Below are 23842 nucleotides of genomic sequence, written 5' to 3'. Positions count from 1 at the left end.
GCCACAGCAGCGCGATGTACGGCACGAGCAAGATGAGCCATAGCCATGAACGGCCGGCCTGATCGGTGGGCTCCATGAATCCTCCTGATAGATCTGCGACGGAAAGTGCAATCTCCGGTACAGAACAGCGTGGTGGTAAGGGTCCTAATGGTTCGAACAATTCGAACGATTCGAACTGAGCCGCTTCTGCGGCGGCTGCGCGCATTATCGTAGATATCGTGACAGCTTGTCTTCTGGTCGGACACGGCCGGAATCACACGCCCGCCCGCTTTCTCTTCACCGCGTCATGCTTGCGGAGGGTTTCCGTTGCGACATCGGCGAGCAGGTCCACCGCACGCCGAAGATTGCCCAGTTGCTGCGGATGCACGAGCCACACATCGAGCTGCAGCGCGAAATCGTTGACGTTGACCACCGCAAGATCCCGATACGGGCTACTGCGCTGCAGGACACTGCGTGGCACGAGCCCCAGACCCAGCCCTGCGGCGACCAGACGCAACTGCATGTCGGTGCCGTGCGTATCGACGCCGACACGCAGGCTGTGCCCCGCATCGTCCATGGCGCGTTCGAGTGCCGCGCGATAGCCGCATCCGTGCGGATTCAGTACCCACGTATGCGCGGCAAGCGAGCGGATCGCGGTGCGCCCCTTGACGAGCGGCTTCTTGCGGCTTTGCACCACCACCACATCGAGCGTCGTGATCAGACGGCCGGCCGTGCCGGCAGCGGGCGGGCGTCCATGCGGCAACAGCAATACCGCGGCGTCGAGGCTGCCGGGCGCCAGTTGTTGCTGCAAGCCGCTGCTCCAGTCGGTATGCAACCGGACGTCGAGCGCGGGGAAAGCGGACTTCAGCGCGATCACCGCGTCGAACAGCACGATATCGGCCACGGCCTGCGTCATGCCGAGACGGAATGTTCCTGCGGGCGCCGCATGCTCGGCGGGAACGTCGAGCAGACGATCGAGGTCGCGTAGCAGTGGGACCGCGTATTCGTAGATGCGCTGGGCAAGCGCAGTCGCCTTCGGCGGCTTGCTGTTTCTGTCGAACAGCTCCGCCCCCAGCGATTCCTCGAGCCGCTGGATGCGGCGCGACACCGCCGACTGCGTCACGCACAGCGTGTTGGCTGCGCGCGTGAGCGACGCTTCGTCGATGACGGTCACGAACGATCTGAGGTCTTCCGCAATCATGCTCACCTCTCATGATCCTGATGATAATTATGCGCTTGCCGCACTACGCAAATGGAGTCTAACCTGACGGCTCGATGGTTGCCAGTGCAGATCAGACGCAGCGCACCGCCGCGTCCGCTGGTTACCGCTTCAACATCTTGCAGGAGTTCGACATGCCTCTCGTGCGCATCAATCTTTCCAGCAGCGCCTCGGCGGAAGTCGTGCGCGGCGTCAGCGACGCGGTCTATGAGGCGATGATCGAGGTCGCCAGCGTGCCGCAGCACGACCGCTTCCAGATCGTTACCCGCCACGCCGCGGACGAACTGATCTATCCCGCCGAAGGCTATCTCGGCATTTCGTACACGCCGGGCATCGTCTTTATCCAGGTTACGTGGAACGCCGGGCGAACCGTCGACGTGAAGAAAGCGTTTTATCGCGCGGTCGCCGACGGCATTCATGCGAAGACCGGTCTGAGGAAAGAGGACGTCTGGATCAGCCTCGTCGACGTGAAACGCGAAGACTGGTCGTTTGGCAACGGCGAGATGCAGTACGCGCCGAAAGACTGATCGCAGGCTCGGTGCTCCTTACAGCCGCTTGTGGCCGTGGCAAACCGCCTTTCCGCTTTTGGAGGAAAATAGCGGCTTGTCGGCTCTTCCGGCCCTGTCCGCCGGGGGCCGGGCGCCCGACCCGCAGCCAGGCCGTTTTCACGCAGCAGCGGTAACATGCAGCGAACTATCCAAGGAGCGAAGCACCGATGAGCACCTCACAACCCTCTTATCCCGACACGCAGCTGTATATCGACGGCGCCTGGCATGCCGGCGCACGGCAGACCGACGTCATCAATCCGGCCAGCGAAATCGCGATCGGGCGCCTCGCGCTAGCCAGCGAAGCGGAACTCGAACAGGCTGCCCAGGCCGCGCAGCGCGGCTTCGCCGAATGGCGCAAGGTGTCCGCTTACGAGCGCAGCAAGCTGATGCGCCGCGCCGCCGACAATCTGCGTGCGCGCTTCGAAACCGTCGCCGCGATCATGACGATGGAACAGGGCAAGCCGCTCGCGGAAGCGCGCGTCGAAACGCTATCCGCCGCGGATACGATCGACTGGTTTGCCGAAGAAGCGCGCCGCACGTATGGCCGGGTCATCCCGTCGCGCAGCGGCGCCGTGCAACAAGTCGTCACGCGGGAACCGGTCGGCCCTGTTGCTGCGTTCACGCCGTGGAACTTCCCGCTCAACCAGGCCGTGCGCAAAGTATCGGCGGCATTGGCCGCGGGTTGTTCGATCGTTCTGAAGGGACCGGAAGAAACGCCGGCCAGTTGCGCCGCGCTCGTCGCCGCGTTCCATGATGCAGGCCTGCCGGCCGGCGTGTTGAATCTCGTGTTCGGCGTTCCGGCGGATGTGTCGCGGTTCTTCATCGAGCATCCGGTCATCCGCAAGATTTCGTTCACCGGTTCGACCGCTGTGGGCAAGCAGCTCGCGGCAATGGCCGGCCTGCACATGAAGCGCGCGACGATGGAACTGGGCGGTCATGCGCCGGCTATCGTCTTTGCGGACGCCGACATTCCGCGTGCAGCGAAATTGCTGGCCACCGCCAAGATCAGAAACGCGGGCCAGGTGTGCATTTCGCCGACGCGCTTCCTCGTCGAAGACGCGGCCTACGATCAGTTCGTCGAGCATTTCGTCGCCACCATCAAGTCGATCAAGGTCGGCAACGGCCTGCAAGACGGTGTGCAGATGGGGCCGCTCGCAAATGTCCGTCGCGTCGAAGCGATGGAACGGCTCGTCGCCGATGCACGCGAACACGGTGCGAAGGTGCTCGCCGGCGGTGAGCGGATTGGACGCGAAGGCTATTTCTTCCAGCCGACCGTACTCGTCGACACGCCGCTCTCGGCCCGTATCCTGACCGAAGAACCGTTCGGCCCGGTTGCGCCGGTCAATCGTTTCAGCAGCTACGATGAAGTGATCGCCGAAGCCAACCGTCTGCCGTATGGGCTTGCTGCTTACGCGTACACCCGTTCGACGTCGACGGCGGCCGCGCTTTCGGAAGACATCGAAAGCGGCATGATCTCGGTCAACCACCACGGTCTCGGTCTCGCCGAAACGCCGTTCGGCGGCGTCAAGGATTCGGGCTACGGCTCGGAAGGCGGTACCGAAGCCATGGAAGCGTATCTGGTCACCAAGTTCGTCAGCCAGCATCGCTAGGCCTTCTGTGACATAACCGGTGCGGTGGTTTGCGCAGTTAAGGCTGCGCGAGGCGCCGCACCGGCTCCCCTGGATATACCGCTGCAATGCTGACTAGCGCCTCACAGCGCAGGCCAGCAGGTAGCCCGCACGCATGCGTGGAGCATTGAACATGAGTCGATCGAGTGCAATCGTCGTTGGTGTGGGCGCGGAAGTGGGTCTGGGTGCAGCGCTGTGCAAGCGCATCGCGCGCGAGGGATATCACGTGTATGTTGCGGGGCGCTCGCCCGCAAAACTGACGCAGGTGGTTGAAGCGATCGTTGACGCGGGCGGCACCGCGGAAGCCGTCGTCGCCGACACGACCCAGGAAGCGGACGTGTTCGCGCTGTTCGACAAGGCGATGACGCCACGCCATGACATCGCGCCGCCCGATCTCATCGTCTACAACGCCGGCAACAACCGATACGTCCCGTTCACCGAACTCAGCGCTGCCGATTTCGAAAGCTTCTGGCGCATCGGACCACTCGGTGCGTTTCTGGTTGGACGCGAAGTGGCGCGGCGTATCGCGCCGTCGGGCGGCGGCACCTTGATCTTCACCGGTGCGTCAGCAAGCCTGCGCGGCAAACCGGGCTTCGCGCACTTTGCATCGTCGAAAGCAGGCGTGCGCATGATCGCGCAAAGCATGGCGCGCGAATTCGGTCCGCAAGGACTGCATGTGGCACATGTCGTGGTGGACGGCGGCATCGACGGCGAGCGACTCCGGCAGGCACGTCCCGGCGTGATCGCGGAGCGCGGCGAGAATGGTCTGCTGAACATCGATGCCATTGCCGACATGTACTGGACCCTGCATCGGCAGCATCCTTCTGCATGGACGCAGGAAGTCGATTTGCGGCCGTTCAAGGAAACGTTTTAGGTCTTGGTTCCTGCGTTCGCCTCAGCATGCGTGCACGGTTAACGTGACGGTTTCGCGAAGGCGGACAAAGTTAACACAACGGCATTAAAGTTAACAGTGCCGTGTGAGAATTCGCAACATACTCCTGGCGGTTCCGCCAAGTTCCTGGCAAGCTACCGAAATACGACGCCCAACCCGATGTATGCTCGCGATTCGCAGGCATACGGGTGCGTCCCAGCGAGAGTGCAGGCAGACACGAGTTCCCGCCGCTGTCATCGACACTCTTCAGTATTCGAGCATTGGAGGTTCAGTCATGTCGGTCACTGCACGCTCACTTGAAGCCAGCGCCGCGGAGCGATTCGTCCGGGCGTCGAGAAAAGTCGACATGGCGTTTCGCATCGTTCGCGGCGAACCGGTACCGGAAAGCAGGGAGATCGAGCATTCGCTCGCAGTGCTGCAACTCGAGCAGGCACTCGATGAACTGGCCGAAGCCGAGGCGCAGTTCGACATGTCCGTGAGCACCGGGACGCCGCGACGGACGAATTGATGCGAACCGTGTGATTGGTATAGGGCAGCGTCAGAACAAAAAAATCAGCACGGCTGCCCGTTCAGGTAGTTTTTCTATTCCCCTCCGAACGACCTCGAAGCACAACCCTCCGCGATGCCACACAGCGCGGCGGATTGTTCGCATTCGGGAAGCACTCTTTTCGCGTTCAGCCTCTTTATCCGTCGGTCCATCTTGACTACCGTGTGACGATGCGCCGATCGCGTTCGGCACGATGCACTCGAAATGGAATCCCACGTATGACACGCGCCCTATCGGCAGACAAAGCTGCGTTGCTTGCTCATGCCAGCCAGTCGAGCCTCGACTATCTGCTCGCCCAGCGGGGCATGCGCGAAATCGCGCGCAGGCGTAACGACGCGCTGCGTTCGCTACAGATCAGTGCCGCGCAATTCTGCCTGCTCGCGCTGCTGTATCGCGCCGAGCCGCCGACAGTCAGCGAACTCGCGCAAGAGATGCAGATGGAAACCGCACACGTATCCGCACAACTGAGCATTCTGATGCGCAGGGCACTGGTCGCGGCGCATGCAGGGCAAGGTGAGCGTCGACGCAGACGCCTCACGCTCACGCCATACGGTCAGTCCGTGCTGCTCGATGCGCTGCCGTTGTGGATCGCAGCCGCGGACGATGCTCAACCGTCGCCCTTGCGCCCGCAGCTTGCCGCTGCCAGCCGCCATGGCCTTGTTCTCGACAGTTGAGATCCGCGAGCCAGGTCTCTCGCGCCGCGAAGTGAGGCGTACGGTACGCAGCATTTAACAAACGCCGCGAAGCGACACGGATCGTAGGTATGATCTGACAGGCAGTTCCCAACCTCAAAGGAGCATGCCATGAGTAACACACCCACCATCGTTCTGGTTCACGGTTTCTGGGGCGGCGCCGCGCACTGGAGCAAGGTCATCGTCGAATTGACACGCAAGGGGTATACGTCGATTCGCGCTGTCGAACTTCCGCTAACCTCGCTCGCCGAAGACGCCGGGCGCACCCGCAAGATGGTCGCGCAGCAGCAGGGCCCGGTGCTGCTGGTCGGTCATTCGTATGGCGGCGCGGTCATCACCGAAGCCGGCGATCTACCGAATGTAGTTGGGCTCGTCTATATCGCCGCCTTCGCACCGGACGCGGGAGAAAGCCCCGGCGGCATTACCCAGCAGAACCTTCCGGCCGCGGCCGCCAATCTCGAACCCGACAGCGACGGCTACCTGTGGGTTAAAGCAGACAAATTCCATGAGAGCTTCTGCCAGGATCTGACGCCGGACGAAGGCCTCGTGATGGGCGTCACGCAGAAGGCGCCGCTCGCGAGCACCTTCGGCGACACCATCACTGCACCTGCGTGGAAGCAGAAATCATCGTGGTATCAGATCTCGAGCAAGGACCGCATGATCGCGCCGGAAAACCAGCAGATGATGTCGGCACGACTCCATGCTCGCAAGGTGATTACGCTCGATTCGAGCCACGCTTCGCTTGCGTCGCGGCCGGTCGAAGTCAGTGCGTTGATCGATGAGGCTGCGCGCGCAACAGCCAATGCGTAGTCGCGAAAGCATCAGCGACGGTTTTTTCGTCCCCACGCGTTAAATGCAATTCGCCATCGTGTCCGGCGGATCATCAGGGGCTCACAACATGTCGCGTAGCGCACCTTACTGTCATACCCCTTCGGCGATTGCTCCCGTACTCTGGCTCACAGGCGTACGGGGCGCCGGCAAATCGCGCATTGCATCCGGTGTGCAGGTCCGGCTCGTCGCTTTCGGCGCGCAGGCCGTGGTTCTCGACGGGGATACGATCCGCTCGGGTTTGAGCGAAGACCTCGGATACGATCCAGACGCGCAGACCGAGAACATCCGTCGCATCGCGCATTGCGCCGATCTGCTGAGCAGACAGGCGGTCATTCCGATCGTGGTCGCGATCGCACCGCTTGCGTCGCACCGCAGGCTGGCGCGGGAAATCATCGGCGACGCGTACTTCGAGATCTTCGTCGATACGCCGCCACCCGGCGATCCATACAGCGCAAGAAGTCCGCACACGCAGGACGATCCCGGCCGCGTCGCGCAGCTTGCCGACGGCTTCGATCGCTACGAACGCCCGGGCCGTCCGGATCTCGTCGTCAGCCGGTTCGACCTGTCGACCATCGACGCAATCGAAACGATCATGCGCCGCGTGCCTCCCGTGCTCTGGATCAGCGAAGCCGATGAAGCATCCAGTACCGGCAACGCGACCGGTCTCGATCTCGGGCGCGATCCAATGCGCAAGCTGCCCCTGAGCAACTGAGCGCGCTACTCAAGCCTGCGGCCTCGGCAGCACAACGTTTTCGCGCGCTCTCCGGGCTGCTGCGCAATGCGAATTCTTACGAAAACCTGTCACTCGCTCGCGCATCCATACTTTTTTGCAATCGCGCGACGGATTCCCGCTAAGTCTCCGTTTAAGACTCGACGCCCCAATTTCTGGCGCCCGTACCTGGAACCCACATGAGACCAGCTAACCTCGCAAAATATCTCGTCGCCCCGCTAGCCGCGCTTGCCGCGTCCGCCACCTTCGCCCAGGCGATCATCGTTACCCCCACGGCGCCGCCCCCGCCGGTGCGCGTGGAAGTCGTGCCGGCACCGCGCGCGGGCTACGTCTGGGATCGCGGACACTGGCGCTGGATCAATGGCGCCTATGCGTGGGTGCCCGGACACTGGCAACTCGTGCGAGTCGGCTATCACTGGGTGCCCGGTCACTGGGCGCAGTTCGGACCGCGCTGGCGCTGGATCGAAGGTCACTGGGCTTGACGCGCGTGTTCTGGCCGGTCGTGTCGTCGTGCCACCGCGACCAGCCTGCTATCGCGCTGTAGCCGTCATATATTGATCAGGTATGCCGCGGAGAAATGCTCCGGGCACATCGAGCAGCAAGCGGACAACATCGATCTGAGCGGGGATGAACGGCACGTGAAGCAAGTCCGGATGAAGTGTCGGCGAGACCGGCGGACTGCGCACTCGACGCGCGAAGGCTGCGCGCGTTGAGTGAACAGGACCCCGACGCCGAATTGATTGAACGGGTGGGCCGACGCGATTCGGCGGCCGTCCGTACGCTGATGGAGCGCAAGCTGCCGCGGCTGCTTGCGCTCGCCACGCGTATGCTGGGAGATCGCATGGAAGCCGAGGATGTCACGCAGGAAGCCTTTATCCGCATCTGGAAACAGGCGCCGCACTGGCGCACCGGCGAGGCACGTTTCGATACCTGGCTGCATCGCGTCGCGATGAATCTGTGTTACGACCGCCTGCGCGCGAATCGCGAGAAACCGACCGATAACGAAGACGGCCTGCCCGATCTCGTCGACCCCGCCATCGCGCCCGACGAAAGGCTCGAGCACCGCTCGCGTGACGAACAGATTCGCGCGGCGCTGGCGACACTGCCCGCGCGCCAACGGGAAGCACTGGTACTCAATTATTATCAGGAGCTATCCAACATCGAAGCGGCGGGCGTGATGGGCATTACGGTCGACGCGCTCGAAAGCCTGCTCTCGCGCGCACGCCGCAACCTGCGCGCACAACTGACGAATAGCAGCCACAGCAAGGACACACGATGACCCCCGAAAGATTCCGTGTACTTGTCGACGCCTACGGAAGCGACCCGCACCGCTGGCCCGAAGACGAACGCGCCGCATCGATGGCATGGGCGCAACAGCATCGCGACGAAGCCGATGCGATGCTCGCGAGCGCCAGCGAGCTCGACGACTGGCTGGAAAGCTATGTGGTCGCCGCGCCCGATCGCGAGTTGCGGAGGCGTATCGTCGGCGGCGCGCCGCGCGCACCTCAGGTGCAGCCGGTGCCGGGACGGCGGACATGGTGGCCAGGTCTGGCGCTTGCTGGCGCGGGGCTGACGGGGGGACTCGTCGGCGCATTGGCGGTATCGCTCTTCGTGCTGGCGGGCTCGTCCCACATCGGCACGGAAGCGGCTTATCAGAACACGACTTTCAGTAGTTCTGCTTTCGACTGGAGTAGTGAATGAGCGACGAAATACGGGCGCGGAATCCGAAGTGGCTGCTGATCGCGTCGCTGGGACTGAATATCTTCATGTTCGGCGCGCTCGCAGGCGGGGTCGGGCAATACCTTTACTCGCACTGGCACGAAACGGCAAAGCAGCCTGGCGCACCGCGTTTCGCCGCGGAGCAGTTGTCGGCCGCACAGCAACAGGAATTCGTCGAGACCTTGCGGGATGCGCGCCGTGAAGCGCGGCAGTACGGACAGGCAGCCGTGAACGGACGCAAGAATGTGCTCCGTCTGCTGGCGGCATCGCCCCTCGATCAGGCGGCGCTCGATGCGGCGATCACCAGTACTCGCGAAGCCGATGTCGCCTTCAGAACGCATGTGGAGCAACGTGTCGTCGAGTATGCGGCAGCGCTGACGCCGGAGGAGCGCGTCAAGTTCGCCGAAGGTCTGCAGAAATACGGGTCGTGGCACTTGCCGCCGGCGCAGCGGCCACTGCCCGACAAAGAAGAAAAATAGCGTTCTTGCGACGGATTTTCCTGTGGCGGCCGTTCAATGGAGCGGGGCATTCTCCCGCCTACGTCATTCGCTTATCCAATGTCTGGATTGCATGATCGATAGCGATCAAAGAACGGTACTCACACATCATGAAATCAAGAATCCTGCTGGCTCTATGTCCCGCGCTGCTCGTCGGCGCACTCTCGGGATGCGTGGTCGCCCCGGTCGAACCTGCCGGGCCGCCGCCAGGTGTCGCGTATGTCGCACCGGTCGAGGTGGCGCCTGCGCCGGGTTACGTGTGGCGCTATCACGCGCGGTATGGCTGGGGGTGGTGGCATCCGCATCATGGGTGGTATAGGGGTTGGCGTTAAGGCAGGCCAAGCGGTTGCTGGTACTAGTGCGCTTCACTGTGTGGTTTGACAGGTGATACGCTGAACGACAAAGTCAGCCGGCTTAGAACCGGTTGACCTGTTGTGGCAAATCGTCTTTTGATCAAACCGTCGAAGCGTACCGGAGACAGGACACATGGTGACCCTTGCGGCGCTTGCCGTAGCAGCAACTATTCAATCCGGCGCACCCGCGCTGAACACTCAGGCAGAAATCGAGGCGCCCGGGCCGATGGGTCCGTTGCGAGGCACAATGTTGACGCCCGCGCCCGCATCCACATCACACGGCGTACCAGTCGTCCTGATCGTTCCAGGCTCCGGCCCGACCGATCGGGACGGCAACAGCCCTCTCGGCATCCATGCTTCGTCCTACCGGTTGCTGGCCGAAGGTCTCGCAGCGCATGGCATTGCGACGGTGCGCATCGACAAGCGAGGCATGTTCGGTAGTGCTGCGGCGATACCCGACGCCAACGCCGTGACAATCGACGACTACGCGAGCGATATCCGCTCGTGGATCACCACGGTGAGACGACAGACCGACGCACCCTGCGTCTGGGTGTTGGGTCATAGCGAAGGAGGCCTCGTCGCACTCGTTGCCGCACAGCACACACCACATATCTGCGGCCTGATTCTCGTCGCCACGCCGGGGCGCCGGTTAGGCGACGTGTTACGCGAACAACTGCTGGCGGCCCCTGGCATCGCACCGATAGCCAATCATGCAATGTCGGTACTCAACACGCTCGAATCCGGACAACGGGTGGACGCGGCAACCGTGGGCCCTGCATTGATGCCGCTGTTTGCGCCGCAGGTGCAGGGCTTTCTGATGAGCGAGCTGTCACTCGATCCAGCAGCGTTGATCGCGAATTATCACCAGCCGGTACTGATTGTTCAGGGAGAGCGGGATATTCAGGTCAGCACAACCGACGCGCGAAGGCTCAAGCACGCCGCCCCAGATGCGCAACTCGCGCTACTCGCGAACATGAATCACGCGCTGAAGACGGTCAGCACAGACGATCGGAATGAGAACCACGCGACCTACGCGAATCCGGACCTTCCACTGGCGAACGACGTCGTCGACGTCATTGCCAACTTTGTCAAAGAGCCGCAGAAGAATCGCTGAAGTTCGTTGCGCAAGCCTATCGAACCAGTATCCAGTCACGCGCCAGGTGTTCCTTCCGCCAGACCGAGAACAGCACGCTGGACTGCCTCCGCGATCTGTTCACTGGTCTCCTCGCCCGGGACCGCGCGCGCTAAAGTCGCGCCTCCCACCAGCACGGACAGCATGACCCATGCACGGGCCCGGCGTTCAGCCTCGGTGCCGTTGACGAACCCCGCAGCGACGGCCTCCATGACGCGCCGCAGTTCGACTTCGTAAGCAGCGCGAGTGGCCGGATCGGTGCGCTCGATCTCTGCAGACAGACTCTGCAAGGTGCACGCGTCGCCGAGTTCGCACGTTCTTTTGAAGCCCATGTAGCGCGCGGCAAACGCAGCAACCCAGCCCGCGCCATGTTCTTCGCGCGACCGCTCAACCCCTTGCCTGAGACCGCTCAACCCGGCCGTCACGGCAGCGCCAAACGCTTCCGCCTTGGAGCGAAAGTGGCCATAGAACGCACCGTGCGTCACACCCGCCTCGCGAGCCAGTCCGTCGACACCGCTGCCGCCATAACCCTGCCTGCGAAACCCACGGCCGATCGCGGCCACAATGCGGGCCCGGCTTTCTTCCTTATGTCCCTGCGCGTAGCGCCCCATGCCGCTCCCTCAAATAAGATGACGTCCGTCACATAATAAACATTGACAGCATTACGCTCGTAACTTAATGTCGCAACGCGGTACCGGTGGTGATTACTCTAGGGAGATGTCCATGCCGATCGTCCGTATCCCCCGCCCGACTCCGACTCCCGATGGCGAAGCACTCGCCGGCTGGTCGCGGCGACACTTCACCCGTTCGGCGCTCGGCGTTGCCGCAGCCTCATTGCTTCTCACGCGCGGCACCAGCATCGCGCAGACCATACCAGTTCAGATGAAGGGCATTACGCGTACCACGCTGGAACGCCATGCAATTCCCGATACAGACCAGGAACTACGTATGGATCTGGTCACGTTCCTGCCCGGTGTTTCGGCGCCGCTCCACCATCATCCCGTCGCGGGTCTGAACTACATCATCGAGGGTACGGCGGAGTCGGCGTATGGCAATGATCCGCCACGGCTCTACCACGCGGGCGAGAGCCTGCAGGACCAGGCGATGGTGCCGCATACCTTGTTCCGCAACGTGGACGACCACGCAGTGCTGCGCTTTCTGATTTTTTCCACCATCACGGTTGGGCAACCGTACACCGTGGTTCCGTAGGCACGACCAGGCACAGTGGCCTTTCATACGCGAGCCGGACCATGAAGGTGGTCATCGGATCGAACTCGTCCAGGATGCGCCCTGCGCTTCCCTTGCCTCGGGAACTTGATCATGAAAACAAGAAGCCTTGTCGCAGCGATAATTCTTGCGGTCGGATTTTCGGGTGTTGCCGGTGCGCAAGTTATGGTGGTCGGCATCGATACGAAGCTGGTTTTCAACGACCAGGGCCAGCGTGTGAACAGGGAACCCGGTGAAGACCTGGTTCAGTTCTACGATCTGAAAGACCCTGCCCACCCGGCGCTGATCGGCGCGCTGCCACTCACCAATTCCGTGGTCGGACCGCCGACCAACCTCGCAGTGACTCCCGATCAGAGTCTCGCGTTGATCGCCAACTCGCTGAACTGGCAGCCGGTGGACGGCGGCACATGGAAGCCTGTGCCAGATGACAGGCTATTCGTAGTCGACCTGACAGCGCGGCCGCCGAAACTCATTTCCACGGTCAAGGTTGGATCGCAACCATCCGGTCTGACAATCGATCGAACCGGGACATTGGCGCTGGTCGCCAACCGCGACGGCAAGTCGATATCCGTTCTGTCCATTCATGGCCAGAACGTGCAGGTCACCGACACAGTCCAGATGAACGACGAAGTCACTTCCGTCGCGATCACACCGGACGGCAAGCGCGCACTGGTTGCCAAATTCCTCGCGCACAAAGTAGCCGTGTTATCGATCGACGACGGCCATGTGCAATCGACTGGCTACGAGATGCCGGCCGGCCTCTTTCCCTATACGGTCACGGTTACGCCAGACGGACACACTGGCCTCGCTGGCAATACCGGCAAAGCCGATTCGAATGGCAACGTCGACCCCGTGACCGTGATGGATCTGCAGGCTTCGCCACCCCGCGTGGTGGATTACGTGACGGCGGGAGATTCGGTTGAAGGACTGGTCGTCAGTCCGCGCGGCGACTTCGCACTGGCGACCATCCTGAACGGAAGCTACGATGCGGCGATCGATTCATGGTTCCGCCACAAGACAGGTCTCGCCGTTTTACTGCGCATCAAGAACGGACACATCAGTCGCGCCGACACGATCGAAGTGGGAGCGTTCCCCGAGGGCGCAGCGTTCTCGCCGGACGGACGCTATGCGTACACCGGCAACTTCGCGAGCAACACGATCTCTGTGCTACGGGTTCGGCGTGACGGTCACCTCGTCGATACGCACGCGGACATCGCACTGCCAGGCCCACCAGGATCGCTACGGGTCGGTTCGCAGTAAAGTAGTGTCTTCCAACAAAAAAACTGGACCAGACACCCGATGAAATTCGACACCGTCGTGCTCGGCGCGGGCATTGTGGGCGTGTCCATCGCCGTGCATCTTCAGAAGCGCGGCCGCGCGGTTGCGCTCGTGGATCGCAAGCTCCCCGGCAACGAGACATCGTTCGGCAACGCCGGGCTGATCCAGCGCGAAGGCGTTTATCCCTATGCCTTTCCTCGCAACATTCTCAAGTTGCTGCAATACGCACGCAACGAATCGCTCGACGTTCGCTATCACGCCGACGCGATGTTCAAGGTTGCGCCTTTCCTGTGGCAGTACTGGCGCAATTCGCATCCGGTGAAACATGCGGCCATCGCCCGCTCCTATTCGACCTTGATCGAACATTGCGTCAGCGAGCATCGCGCGCTTGCCGCCGAGGCCGGCGCCAGCGAATTGATACGTCCCACTGGATGGATCAAGGTCTTTCGCACCGCGGCAAAACAGGACGCGGAAACGAAGGTCGTCGAGCAGTGGCAGCGGGAATTCGGCGTCACGTTCGAAGCGCTGGATCCGGCGCGCCTGCGACAGGTTGAACCGGACCTCGACACGTCGTTGTTAGGCGGACTGCGTTTCACCGCCTCCGATTCGGTCAGCGATCCCAATGCGCTCGTCACCGCGTACGCGAAATATTTCGAGCGCCTCGGCGGACGGTTTCTGATCGGCGACGCCGATACGCTCCGCGATGGTTGGCAGGTCGACACCGACGAAGGAACGATCGAGGCGGTGTCTACGGTGATTGCATTGGGACCATGGTCCGCGCGCGCAAGCGAGCGCCTCGGTTACCGCCTGCCGCTCGCCGTCAAACGCGGCTATCACATGCACTACGCACCTGAAGCGCAGGCGCGTTTGAATCATCCGGTGCTCGACATCGAAAATGCTTATCTGCTCGCCCCGATGGCGCGAGGTATCCGGTTGACGACAGGCGCGGAAATCGCGCGAGTCGATGCGCCGAAAACCCCGGCGCAATTAACCGCGGTCGAACCGATCGCACGCAAGCTATTCCCGCTCGGCGCACGTCTTGACGATGAACCGTGGATGGGTCGACGCCCCTGCACCATCGACATGATGCCGATCATCGGACCCGCTCGACAGCACGAGAATTTGTGGTTTGCATTTGGCCATGCGCATCATGGCTTGACGCTTGGGCCCATCACCGGCCGGTTGGTCGCCGAGATGATGACCGGTGAACCCGTGACGGTGGATATGCATCCGTTCAGGGTCGAGCGGTTCTAGATATGCATGGTGGATGCGATCGTCACGTTGACGATCGCGACGCTATGGCACGCCTTGTCATACGTGGTAGCCTCGATCCGAATCCAACGCCCGTCGTCAGGAGTCGCAGATGAATGGCACCACGCTCGACGCATATCGCCAGTTGCAAAAGCAGATTCAAGCCGATATCGATGCCTGCAAGAGCGAGCATAAGCGTCAGATGAAAAGCGCACGTAACAACGTGGCGAAGGCATCGATACAAGCGCTTAACCTGCTGGCGGATGGCGACTCCTGGTTCGACTATCCGTTGCCATCGCAAGGACACCTTCCCACCGACGTGATCGTGTCGCTCACGGACCTGCTGCACCTCGATCCCAAACCGCTAAAGCTCGCTCACTACGGCGACGCCACAACCGCATTGCTTGGCACCTCGAAACGCGAGCGGCTAATCGCTACGTTAAAAGACCCGGCACACGCACCGTTCGACGCGATTCTTTTCTCGGGTGGCGGCAACGATCTGGTCGGCGATGCATTCAGGTTCTGGCTACACGACGCAGCATCGGTCAACAAAGACTTCAAGCTCGCCACGAACGACGCCGCGCTGCAGGACATCATCGATATCGTGCGCCGCGCGTATCGCGATCTGATCGCCGTTCGCGATGAATATGCCGACGGCGCCTACCTGTTCTTTCATCAGTACGATTACGCCACGCCGACGAACGCGTCCATCTGCGACGGACTCATCGGGCCGTGGCTGCAACCCTCGTTCATCGATCGAGGCTGGGCGCCGCCCGTCGATGCGCAATTCCTCGTGAACGGTCGCGGCGTCGTATCCGAAATACTGATCGAATTTGCGAACATGCTCAATGAATTGAGCACACCGACGAATAAGATCGTAGTAGTGAAAACGCAGGGCATCCTGAACCCCGATACCGATTGGGCCAACGAACTGCATCCGACGCATGACGGATTCGGCAAGATTGCCGCGGCGTTTCAGCAAGCATTGCAGGCGGTATTTGGCGAGCGTGCAGCGGTGCACCGGTAGTCGATGCCGTCGCGCCACTCCGATCATTCAGCGGCCACGCAGGAGAGAAGCATGAGAGCACAGCATCTTCGCTTCACATCGTTCTGGAACAGAGTCCGGTCAACCCTGGTGTCGTTATTCGTTCTCGTGGCTGGAGCCTTCTGCGCATCGGCAGCTCATGCGCAAACCTGTCTCGATGGGCAGTACAGCAGCCTGTCTCAAGGTGCCTACACGTTGCAAAACGACGAATGGGGATTGAACGGCGATTCGGGCGGATGGCAGCAGATCTGCAGCGGTAGCGCGAGCTCGGGTAGCTTCAGTTCCACCTGGTACTGGTCCAGCGGGACCGGTTCGATCAAGGCCTATCCAGGCATCTATCGCGGCTGGCAGGACGGCGGCAGCTGGTCGCCCGACGCTGGCGGTTTCCCGCAGCAAATTTCGGTGCAGGGATCGATGCCGACGAGCGTTTCGTTCAGTATGAGCGGCAACAATCAGTACGATGCGGCTTACGATCTGTTCTTCAGTCCGAGTACCAATCCTGGTTCTCCTTCCGCGGAAATGATGGTGTGGCTCAGCTACTCGGGCAACCAGCCGGCGGGCAGCAAGGTTGCGTCCGGAGTGAGCCTGGGCGGAATGAGTGGGACGTGGGATGTGTGGTCGGGGAATGTGGGCTGGCCTGTCTATACCTTCGTGCGCGATGCACAGGTGACGAGCTTTAGCGGGAATCTCCAGCCGTTTGTCTACTACCTGAGCTATACGAATTCGTGGTTGAACAGGAGCTGGTATGAGATGGATATCCAGTTCGGCGCGGAGATCATTCAGAGCAACGGTGCGAATGGGTCGATCAACGTGTCGAATTTTTCTGCATCGGCTAATTGAGCATCGACACGCCGTGTGTCGATGCCCTGACGGATCTGCTCAAGCGAGTGCCGACATACGTGCGCGCACGGCGCCCTGATCGATACCAAGATGCCCAGCGAGCCAGTCGCAGATAAATTCCTGACCCAGCGTCGGATTGTCGATCTGACAATGCGCGGCGCCTGTTTCAGCAGGATCGAACAGCCTCAGTTCAGCATCGACGCCATTCGCTCTGGCGTAGTCGTAGGTGTCGGTTGCTGTTTTCAGTCCGAGCCAGTCTTCCGTGCCCTGCAACACCAGATAAGGCATGTCGATCCGGTTGATTACCCCTTCTAGCCGGAACGCTTTGGCCTTTTCGACGACCTCTTCAGCGGTCGCACAACCGAACACCCATTTCAGGTGTCGCCAGATCAACCGTTCCGGCGTCGCGAGCCAGCCCTCGAACAACGACGACATATCGAACATGACGGAATCGGACACCGTCGCGACGAGTCGCTTCTCAAACGACGCCGCGCGCGCCGCGTACACACCACCGACGCTCGCACCATACAGCGCGATTTTTGCGGGATCGACATCGGAGCGCGTCAGCAGATAGTCGATGCACGCGCCGACCGGCACGTGCGTATCCGGACGATTGACGATCTTCTGGCGCCGCAGCGTGCCACCCTGGCCCGGCATGTCCACGAGCAACAGCGACATACCGCGCGTCAACGCATGCTTGGGCATCTCGTGCAGCAGTTCGTCCTTGTACTCGTCCAGCCCGCCAAACGCGATCACGACAGGCGAGCGAACGCTGCTGTCCGCGCATGGCAGAAAGTAGGCGTCGAGGTGCGCGCCGTTTTCGTACGGAATGGCCACGACCTCTCCGGCCGGATGCAGCCCGGCCAGATAGCGGTGCGAGCAACGTTCGACACTGTCGAACGTGTCGACGCGTCGCGGATCGTCGTGCGCCAGGTAGAACTCGGACGACCGGTAATAGTTCGAGGCGCGCAGCCAGTTGCTCGAAGCCGTCCGAAAGCGTCCGCGTGCGAACGCCTCTTCGGCGCGCCACTCGCTTTTCTGCGCGAACACCTGCCACTCGCGATACCAGCTCTCGGTGTCGCCGGGCGTCATGCGCGATGCCGCTGCGAAGCACTCGCTGATCAGGCTCGCCCCTTCCTGCGCGCCGCCGAGCGTACGCGCGAACTGGAAACTCAGTTCGGGTTCGCCGAGCCACTGGACCCAACCTTCCTTCTGATAACGACCGGATGAAGCTTGCGATGGTGTCGACATGAGACCCTTCCTTTTACGTATATGTAAAAATGTGGGCGTGCGGAGACCCAACCAGTGCGAAGGTTGTGGTCATGAACGGCGCCCGAGCTCGAGCAGTCAATCTGCTCCTGCCGGCCAGTCTAGCCAACTTCTCGCACCTTTGCATGCAATTCACAATTTCTCTTATATACACTTGTTTTAAAACGGAATTATTGTTACATATGTGTAAATTAAAAATGCCTTGGCAGCCTGATCGAGCCACCATGCAAGGAAGCCCCCGATGAACAGAAAGTCACGTGCCACATCGATTCTCGCGGCCCTTCCCGCCCAGGTGACGAAAAAACCGTCATCGCGCATTCCGCCGGAAGCAATCGGCCAACGCCTGCGGCATCTGCGCAAATCCAGAGATCTCTCGCTCTCCGATGCCTCTCGCCTGACGGGCGTGCCGGAAGCCACGCTGTCGCGCATCGAAACGAGCAAGATGTCGCCGACGTTCGGAATGCTCTACAAGATCGTCGAAGGGCTTGGCTTCGACTGGCAGGACATGCTCGCTGCACCGTCGAGAGCGCCGTCGGCGGTTAGCGTGTCGCGCCTCGACGAGATTGCGTTCACGCGTCTCGCCGATATTCCCTACAGCTACGCACTGCTGCATCGGGGGAATACCGGAGGGCTCACGCCGCTGCGAATGCGCGTCCACGCGACGAGCGTCGAGGAAGCCGGTGGACTTGCCGGACATACCGGCATGGAATTCTGCTACGTGCTCTCGGGCACGCTGACGTTGAGCTTCGACGGCAAAGAACCGGCCACGCTGGTGGCCGGCGAAAGCGCGCTGTTCAGCAGCGCTACACCGCATGCGTACACGACGTCACAGCCCGACGACACGGAGATTCTCATCGTGCTGACGAGCCGGGATTCGACGGTTCGCTTTTGATTTCCTGCGTCGCTCGCGAGGGCACGCGCCCACACGGAATCCCGATCATGTCGTTTGCCGAACGCTGCCGGTCATGCGAAGAATCCAGCGCGGCGCGAAATGCGACACCCAGCCCGCAGCCGATCCGATTGCGCCGGCGGCCGCCAGTTGCGCCACGTTCTCGATCGACGGCGCGAGCTCCGACGCAAACCAGGTGACGAGACCGAGGAAGTAGGCGAGCAGGTTGTTCATCACCGGCATGCCGCGAATCCCGACGACAACGATCGCCACCGCGAACACGACGATCGGCAACGCCACACCGACACCCAGCGCCGGCGCCAGCATGCCGATGCCCGTGGCAGCCAGGGTACCGATCGATATGCCCAGCCAGACACAGCCCAGGTTTTCGACCGTGGACCGGGTGGTCAACCCGCGCGAGAAAAATGCGATCCAGCCCATGAACATGGCCCAGACGGGTAGCGACAGCGCGAGGGCCGTAGCGGAGGCGATAGCAGCCGAGACAGCAGCGACTACGGTAATCAGGACGTAGCCCTGACGGGAAGTACGAGGGTGATTCATAAGAGGCTCCGGTGAATGATGGAAGGCCGACGTCCGCAATCGGTTAAACGACGGTGAAAGCATTTTGTACGATTCATTTTCTACAATCATCGGCCAAATATTGCTTTTACTATTCCATTTACATTAACAAATAGCCGCTATTTCGAAGCTCCGACACGCACCCGAGGCGTGCAGTCGCGCACCGATTGAACGCGATACAAGCTTCATCCGCGTGCAACGCACTCCATACGATGACCGATCGCTACGCCATATCGCGCATGGCACGCTTATCGCTTGAACGCAGCGCAGGAGCCGGTAGCAGCATCCGGTTTAGTAGTAACAATCTGGCAATGGACGACTAGGGTTCCGGTTCGCATCGAGGTCATCGACATGACCGCCTGCGAATGCTGGTCCGAGAGTTGTCGACCTCAGGCGAGGTTACACGGCGGGATAAAAGCCCGGGAGAGAACGCGATGCGTCGCGCCGCTCCTGCCGTCGATAACCGCCCCTGCGAGGTCAACCTCATGCGCAAGCTCCGCCTGTTTGCTGTCGCCGCCTTACTCTGCGTTCTCTCTCTTTCTGCCGCCACTCCGTCGTTCGCCGCTGGACGCAAGGACTTCAAGGTCTGCTGGACCATCTACGCCGGCTGGATGCCGTGGGGTTATGCCAAGACCCAGGGCATCGTGTCGAAGTGGGCGAAGAAGTACGGCATCACCGTCGATGTCGTTCAGCTGAACGACTACATCGAATCGATCAACCAGTACACCGCCGGCAAATTCGACGGCTGCGCGATGACCAACATGGACGCGCTGACCATTCCGGCAACCGGTGGCGTCGACACGACGGCGCTGATTGTCAGCGACTATTCGAATGGCAACGACGGCGTGCTCATCAAGGGCAACGGCAAGAAACTCACCGACCTGAAAGGCCAGTCGATCAATCTCGTCGAGCTGTCGGTGTCGCACTATCTGCTCGCACGCGGCCTCGAAACCGTCGGCATGAGCGAGCGCGACATCAAGGTGGTCAATACGTCCGACGCCGATATCTCCGCCGCATTCGCCACGCCGTCCGTGCACAACGCGGTGACGTGGAACCCGATGCTCGCGCAATTGAAGGCGCAACCCAACGTCACCGAAGTGTTCGATTCGAGCCGTATTCCCGGCGAGATCATGGACATGATGGCCGTCAACACGAAGACGTTGCAGGACAACCCCGCGCTTGGCAAGGCGCTGACCGGCGCCTGGTTCGAGATGATGCAACTGATGCACAGCGACAGCGCCGACAGTCGCGCAGCGTTGACCTCGATGGCGAAAGCGTCGGGCACCGATCTCGCGGGCTACAAGGCGCAACTCTCGACCACCGCGCTCTTCTACACGCCGCAACAGGCACTCGATTTCGCGACCAGCCCGAACCTGCCAAAGATCATGACGCGCGTCGCGCAGTTCTCTTTCGATCACGGTCTGCTCGGCCAGGGCGCAACGGATGCTGGCGCGGTCGGCATGGCGTTCGATAAAGGCGTCGTGATCGGCAGTAAGGGCAATGTGAAGCTGCGCTTCGATCCGGCCTATGTGCGCATGGCCGCGGAAGGCAAGCTCTAGCAGCCACCCGACCTGATCCAACTGCAATCCGTTCCAAGGAAAGTCCCATGCGACTCATCAACCGACACCCCAGCCGCAGCGGCGCGCTGATGCTGCTGCTGTTGCCGTTCGTGCTGCTGATCGCGGTGTACTTCACCGGTTCGGCATTGCGGCTGCAAGCGAACCCCGACGACAAACTGCTGCCGGGTGCCACGCAGATGGGCACGGCGATACACGAGTTCGCGTTCACCGAGGACAAGCGCACCGGTGAGTACCTGCTCTGGCAGGACACGGTGTCGAGCATGCGGCGACTCGCGATCGGTCTCGTCGCGAGCGCGGCACTGGCACTCGTGTTCGGCATCTTTACCGGCACGCTGCCACTCGCTGGCGCGACGCTCACGCCGTTCATCACTGTGATCTCGATGATTCCGCCGCTCGCTGTACTACCGATCCTGTTCATCGTGTTCGGTCTCGACGAGCTGTCGAAGGTCGTGCTGATCGTGATCGGCATCACACCGATGATGATTCGCGACCTCCAGCAGCGCACGCGCGAAATCCCTGAAGAGTTATGGGTGAAAGCGCAGACACTCGGCGCAACTAGCTGGACATTGATCCTGCGCGTGATCGTGCCGCAGTTGCTGCCGCGGCTCCTGGTCGCGGTGCGGCTTGCACTGTGCTCAGCGTGGCTCTTTCTGATCGCCGCCGAAGCGATTGCGTCGACGGATGGCCTCGGCTACCGCATCTTCCTCGTGCGTCGCTACCTCGCGATGGATGTGATCCTGCCGTACGTCATGTGGATCACGCTGCTCGCGTGGCTGATCGACGAAGCGTTGCGCCGTGTCACGCAATGGGCGTTCCCCTGGTACGGCGAGGCCCGCTGATGATCGAGATCCGCAACGTCTGGAAAGAGTACGGCGACCAGGTCGTGCTCGAACGTGTGAACCTGCGTATCGAGGATGGCGAGTTCTGCTCGATGGTCGGTGCGTCGGGCTGCGGCAAGTCGACCTTCCTGCGACTGCTGCTCGGTCAGGAACGGCCTACGCGCGGCACCATCCTGCTAGATGGCGCGCCGTTGCCGGCGGAACCGGACGCGCATCGCGGCGTGGTGTTTCAGCGCTACTCGGTGTTTCCACACCTGAGCGTGTTGCGCAACGTGCTGCTCGGGCTCGAACTACCGCACGCGCGTTTCACCGGGAGACTGTTCGGCTCACGTCGGTTGATCGCGCGCGACGAGGCTGTCGCAATGCTCACGCGCGTCGGTCTCGCCGATGCACTCGACAAATATCCGCATCAGTTGTCGGGCGGTATGCAGCAGCGCCTCGCACTCGCCCAGGCACTCGTGATGAAACCACGCGTGCTGTTACTCGACGAACCGTTCGGCGCGCTCGATCCCGGCATCCGCCGCGACATGCACGAACTGTTGCTGAAGCTGTGGCACGAAACCGGGCTGACAATCTTCATGGTCACACACGACCTGAAGGAAGGCTTCACGCTCGGCAGCCGGATGCTCGTCTTCGACAAGGTGCGCGTCGATCCGCAGGCGCCCGGCGCCTATGGCGCGCGCATCACCTACAACATTCCGTTAGAACGCAACCGCGACGCGCAGCACGGCCCTGCCGCAGCGATGCCGCACGCCCTTGCGCTCTAAGGGATTCACTCAAGAACCCGACATGAATGACATGAACACCTCTCCCATATTGCTCGAAGAGACCTTGCCTGGCGGCGGTCACACTTCGCTGATCGTCAAACGCGGACAACTACTGCGTATCACCGATCTGCGCGGCGGCGCGAACGTCAGCCTGCTGCTCTTCAACGCAGTGGAAAAAAGCGAACGCCTGAACCTCCCCGACACGCTCAAATGTCAGCACACGGCCAAACTCACGCAAGGCCATTGCCTGTACTCAGACATGGGCCGTGTACTCGCGGCGATCGTCGCCGATACCTGCGGCTGGCACGACAGTCTGGGCGGTGTCTCGGATGCGCGCGAAGTACACGAGCGCTATGGCACGGGTCGCTATCAGGAGTTGCGCAACGCGTTCTTTCGCAACGGCACCGATAACCTGCTCGTCGAACTCGGCAAATGGGGACTCGGCCTCGCCGATCTGTTGATGACGCTAAACCTGTTCAGCCGCGTCGATGCAAGTGAAACCGGTGCGCTTGGCTTCGTGCCCGGAAATTCGCAGGCGGGCGACCATGTCGACCTGTATGCACCGATGAACACACTGGTCGTACTCACCGCGATCCAGCATCCGCTCGATCCTTATCCCGAGTACGCACCCAGGCCGGTCAAGCTGACGCTCGTCGCAGCGGACCCACAGGTCGCGGACATCTGCCGGACCTCGTGCGACGAGAACGCACGCGGCTTTGCCAACACCGAGCGGTTCTTTCTTTAAGCGGAGCGCGCCATGACGACCACCACCCTGCTTACCGCCAGCCCGCGCAACCCCGCGGATGCCGTGTATCGCGAAGTCCTCGCCGCGGGCGAGCCGTGGCTGAAGGAACTGAAGGCCGGCCAGACGCTGCGCATTCATGACCTCGAAGGCAATCAGGCTGTCGATACGCTGTTCTACAGCGCCACCGATCCGCGTGAGCGCTACGATCCGCAGCGCACGTTGCGCCGCCAGCAGAGCCTCTATCTGACCACCGGCACCGTGCTGTATTCGAATCTCGGCAATCCGCTGCTGACCATCGTCGCGGATACCTGCGGGCGGCACGACACACTCGGCGGCGCATGTGCGCAGGAGAGCAACACCGTGCGCTACGCACTCGAGAAGCGCTACATGCACAGCTGCCGCGATAACTACCTGCGTGCGTGCGCACACGACGGCCGTCTGTCGAAGCGCGATCTCGGCGCGAACATCAATTTCTTCATGAACGTCCCCGTAACTGCAACTGGCGGCCTGACGTTCGAGGACGGCATCTCTGCGCCCGGCAAATACGTCGAGCTGCGCGCGGAGCAGGACGTGATCGTGCTGATCTCGAACTGCCCGCAATTGAACAACCCGTGCAACGCCTACAACCCCACGCCAGCGGAGCTGTTGATATGGAACTGAAGACCTTGCGCCTCTGGCTCTTCGAGATGCTGCGCGTGCGTGCGGAGCGTTATGGGCTTGCACGCAGCGGACCGCGCGAGCCGCATGTGCCGCCCCGGCGCTAAGC

28 protein-coding genes, 1 pseudogene and 1 riboswitch are annotated in these 23842 nt (G+C 61.7%); of the genes and pseudogenes, 24 read left to right on the top strand and 5 right to left on the bottom strand.

Going from position 1 to position 23842, the window contains the following annotated elements; translation table 11 throughout:
- Both M0D65_RS32685 and M0D65_RS32680 read right to left on the bottom strand, forming a co-directional pair.
- A pseudogene (locus M0D65_RS32685) lies at nucleotides 1–205 on the bottom strand (hypothetical protein); the annotation flags it as partial.
- A 48-nt stretch (nucleotides 206–253) separates the two neighbouring features.
- Nucleotides 254–1180 (bottom strand): LysR family transcriptional regulator, encoded by a 927-nt coding sequence (locus M0D65_RS32680; RefSeq protein WP_266256152.1) that lies wholly within the window; start codon nucleotides 1178–1180, stop codon nucleotides 254–256.
- A 152-nt stretch (nucleotides 1181–1332) separates the two neighbouring features.
- Between M0D65_RS32680 and M0D65_RS32675 the strand changes: the two genes are divergently transcribed.
- The 13 genes from M0D65_RS32675 to M0D65_RS32610 all read left to right on the top strand — a co-directional run bounded on the left by M0D65_RS32675 (nucleotide 1333) and on the right by M0D65_RS32610 (nucleotide 10749).
- Nucleotides 1333–1725, top strand: a complete 393-nt coding sequence (locus M0D65_RS32675) for a tautomerase family protein (RefSeq protein ID WP_266256155.1) — start codon at nucleotides 1333–1335, stop codon at nucleotides 1723–1725.
- Between the two features lie 188 nt (nucleotides 1726–1913).
- A complete protein-coding gene (locus M0D65_RS32670; RefSeq protein WP_266256151.1) occupies nucleotides 1914–3356 on the top strand; it encodes an NAD-dependent succinate-semialdehyde dehydrogenase in 1443 nt (480 codons plus the stop codon).
- 151 nt (nucleotides 3357–3507) lie between these two features.
- Nucleotides 3508–4248: an SDR family NAD(P)-dependent oxidoreductase gene (locus M0D65_RS32665; RefSeq protein WP_266256150.1), complete on the top strand. Its 741-nt coding sequence runs from the start codon at nucleotides 3508–3510 to the stop codon at nucleotides 4246–4248.
- A 292-nt stretch (nucleotides 4249–4540) separates the two neighbouring features.
- On the top strand, nucleotides 4541–4774 hold the full coding sequence (locus M0D65_RS32660; protein WP_266256149.1) for a hypothetical protein: 234 nt from the start codon (nucleotides 4541–4543) through the stop codon (nucleotides 4772–4774).
- Nucleotides 4775–5031: 257 nt separating this feature from the next.
- Nucleotides 5032–5487 carry a MarR family transcriptional regulator gene (locus tag M0D65_RS32655; RefSeq protein WP_266256148.1) on the top strand — a complete coding sequence of 152 codons (456 nt, stop codon included), beginning with the start codon at nucleotides 5032–5034 and terminating at the stop codon, nucleotides 5485–5487.
- 129 nt (nucleotides 5488–5616) lie between these two features.
- Nucleotides 5617–6315 (top strand): alpha/beta hydrolase, encoded by a 699-nt coding sequence (locus M0D65_RS32650; RefSeq protein ID WP_091012770.1) that lies wholly within the window; start codon nucleotides 5617–5619, stop codon nucleotides 6313–6315.
- An 88-nt stretch (nucleotides 6316–6403) separates the two neighbouring features.
- Nucleotides 6404–7048 (top strand): adenylyl-sulfate kinase, encoded by a 645-nt coding sequence (locus M0D65_RS32645; RefSeq protein WP_266256147.1) that lies wholly within the window; start codon nucleotides 6404–6406, stop codon nucleotides 7046–7048.
- A 197-nt stretch (nucleotides 7049–7245) separates the two neighbouring features.
- A complete protein-coding gene (locus tag M0D65_RS32640; RefSeq protein ID WP_367619349.1) occupies nucleotides 7246–7548 on the top strand; it encodes a hypothetical protein in 303 nt (100 codons plus the stop codon).
- A gap of 176 nt (nucleotides 7549–7724) precedes the next feature.
- Nucleotides 7725–8345 carry an RNA polymerase sigma factor gene (locus tag M0D65_RS32630; RefSeq protein ID WP_266256146.1) on the top strand — a complete coding sequence of 207 codons (621 nt, stop codon included), beginning with the start codon at nucleotides 7725–7727 and terminating at the stop codon, nucleotides 8343–8345.
- The gene (locus M0D65_RS32625) at nucleotides 8342–8767 is read left to right on the top strand and encodes a hypothetical protein (protein WP_266256145.1); all 426 of its coding nucleotides are present in this window, start codon (nucleotides 8342–8344) and stop codon (nucleotides 8765–8767) included. Before M0D65_RS32630 ends, M0D65_RS32625 begins: the two co-directional genes overlap by 4 nt.
- Entirely contained in the window at nucleotides 8764–9264 is a 501-nt protein-coding gene (locus M0D65_RS32620; RefSeq protein ID WP_266256144.1) for a periplasmic heavy metal sensor, read from the top strand. The genes M0D65_RS32625 and M0D65_RS32620 overlap by 4 nt, the downstream gene beginning before the upstream one ends.
- A 128-nt stretch (nucleotides 9265–9392) precedes the next feature.
- On the top strand, nucleotides 9393–9614 hold the full coding sequence (locus M0D65_RS32615; RefSeq protein WP_091012759.1) for a hypothetical protein: 222 nt from the start codon (nucleotides 9393–9395) through the stop codon (nucleotides 9612–9614).
- Nucleotides 9615–9768: 154 nt separating this feature from the next.
- Nucleotides 9769–10749: an alpha/beta hydrolase gene (locus M0D65_RS32610; RefSeq protein ID WP_266256143.1), complete on the top strand. Its 981-nt coding sequence runs from the start codon at nucleotides 9769–9771 to the stop codon at nucleotides 10747–10749.
- Between the two features lie 35 nt (nucleotides 10750–10784).
- Here the strand turns inward: M0D65_RS32610 and M0D65_RS32605 are convergent, their stop codons facing one another.
- A complete protein-coding gene (locus M0D65_RS32605; RefSeq protein WP_266256142.1) occupies nucleotides 10785–11378 on the bottom strand; it encodes a TetR/AcrR family transcriptional regulator in 594 nt (197 codons plus the stop codon).
- Nucleotides 11379–11490: 112 nt separating this feature from the next.
- On the opposite strand from M0D65_RS32605, the gene M0D65_RS32600 reads away from it, so the two are divergent.
- The 5 genes from M0D65_RS32600 to M0D65_RS32580 all read left to right on the top strand — a co-directional run bounded on the left by M0D65_RS32600 (nucleotide 11491) and on the right by M0D65_RS32580 (nucleotide 16408).
- Nucleotides 11491–11976: a cupin domain-containing protein gene (locus M0D65_RS32600; protein ID WP_266256141.1), complete on the top strand. Its 486-nt coding sequence runs from the start codon at nucleotides 11491–11493 to the stop codon at nucleotides 11974–11976.
- 111 nt (nucleotides 11977–12087) lie between these two features.
- Nucleotides 12088–13254, top strand: coding sequence for a YncE family protein (locus M0D65_RS32595; protein ID WP_266256140.1), 1167 nt, complete (start codon nucleotides 12088–12090; stop codon nucleotides 13252–13254).
- Nucleotides 13255–13293: 39 nt separating this feature from the next.
- Entirely contained in the window at nucleotides 13294–14526 is a 1233-nt protein-coding gene (locus M0D65_RS32590) for an FAD-binding oxidoreductase (RefSeq protein WP_266256139.1), read from the top strand.
- A 109-nt stretch (nucleotides 14527–14635) separates the two neighbouring features.
- Nucleotides 14636–15550 (top strand): hypothetical protein, encoded by a 915-nt coding sequence (locus M0D65_RS32585; RefSeq protein ID WP_266256138.1) that lies wholly within the window; start codon nucleotides 14636–14638, stop codon nucleotides 15548–15550.
- Nucleotides 15551–15601: 51 nt separating this feature from the next.
- Entirely contained in the window at nucleotides 15602–16408 is an 807-nt protein-coding gene (locus tag M0D65_RS32580) for a glycoside hydrolase (protein WP_266256137.1), read from the top strand.
- Between the two features lie 39 nt (nucleotides 16409–16447).
- On the opposite strand, the gene M0D65_RS32575 is transcribed toward M0D65_RS32580, so the two are convergent.
- Complete coding sequence (locus M0D65_RS32575) at nucleotides 16448–17659, bottom strand: S9 family peptidase (protein WP_266256136.1); 1212 nt, start codon at nucleotides 17657–17659, stop codon at nucleotides 16448–16450.
- Between the two features lie 259 nt (nucleotides 17660–17918).
- On the opposite strand from M0D65_RS32575, the gene M0D65_RS32570 reads away from it, so the two are divergent.
- Entirely contained in the window at nucleotides 17919–18569 is a 651-nt protein-coding gene (locus M0D65_RS32570) for a helix-turn-helix domain-containing protein (protein WP_266256135.1), read from the top strand.
- A 45-nt stretch (nucleotides 18570–18614) separates the two neighbouring features.
- On the opposite strand, the gene M0D65_RS32565 is transcribed toward M0D65_RS32570, so the two are convergent.
- A complete protein-coding gene (locus tag M0D65_RS32565) occupies nucleotides 18615–19127 on the bottom strand; it encodes a DUF1097 domain-containing protein (RefSeq protein WP_266256134.1) in 513 nt (170 codons plus the stop codon).
- Nucleotides 19128–19453: 326 nt separating this feature from the next.
- A riboswitch (guanidine-I (ykkC/yxkD leader) is annotated at nucleotides 19454–19573 on the top strand.
- 57 nt (nucleotides 19574–19630) lie between these two features.
- Here M0D65_RS32565 and M0D65_RS32560 point away from each other — a divergent pair.
- Genes M0D65_RS32560 through M0D65_RS32540 form a run of 5 tightly spaced genes read left to right on the top strand, consistent with a single transcriptional unit; the run spans nucleotide 19631 to nucleotide 23736 of the window.
- Entirely contained in the window at nucleotides 19631–20704 is a 1074-nt protein-coding gene (locus M0D65_RS32560; protein ID WP_266256133.1) for a putative urea ABC transporter substrate-binding protein, read from the top strand.
- A 47-nt stretch (nucleotides 20705–20751) separates the two neighbouring features.
- Nucleotides 20752–21564, top strand: coding sequence for an ABC transporter permease (locus M0D65_RS32555; protein WP_266256132.1), 813 nt, complete (start codon nucleotides 20752–20754; stop codon nucleotides 21562–21564).
- A complete protein-coding gene (locus M0D65_RS32550; protein ID WP_266256131.1) occupies nucleotides 21564–22331 on the top strand; it encodes an ABC transporter ATP-binding protein in 768 nt (255 codons plus the stop codon). Before M0D65_RS32555 ends, M0D65_RS32550 begins: the two co-directional genes overlap by 1 nt.
- Nucleotides 22332–22362: 31 nt before the next feature.
- Nucleotides 22363–23076, top strand: a complete 714-nt coding sequence (locus M0D65_RS32545; protein WP_266256130.1) for an urea amidolyase associated protein UAAP1 — start codon at nucleotides 22363–22365, stop codon at nucleotides 23074–23076.
- A 12-nt stretch (nucleotides 23077–23088) separates the two neighbouring features.
- The gene (locus M0D65_RS32540) at nucleotides 23089–23736 is read left to right on the top strand and encodes an urea amidolyase associated protein UAAP2 (RefSeq protein WP_091012728.1); all 648 of its coding nucleotides are present in this window, start codon (nucleotides 23089–23091) and stop codon (nucleotides 23734–23736) included.
- Nucleotides 23737–23842 lie beyond the last annotated feature (106 nt).

Source organism: Paraburkholderia sp. CHISQ3, from assembly GCF_030464945.1.
Classification (GTDB): Bacteria; Pseudomonadota; Gammaproteobacteria; order Burkholderiales; family Burkholderiaceae; genus Paraburkholderia; species Paraburkholderia megapolitana.
The sequence above is the reverse complement of the archived record's forward strand: the minus strand, read 5'-3'. Positions and strand labels throughout refer to the sequence as shown.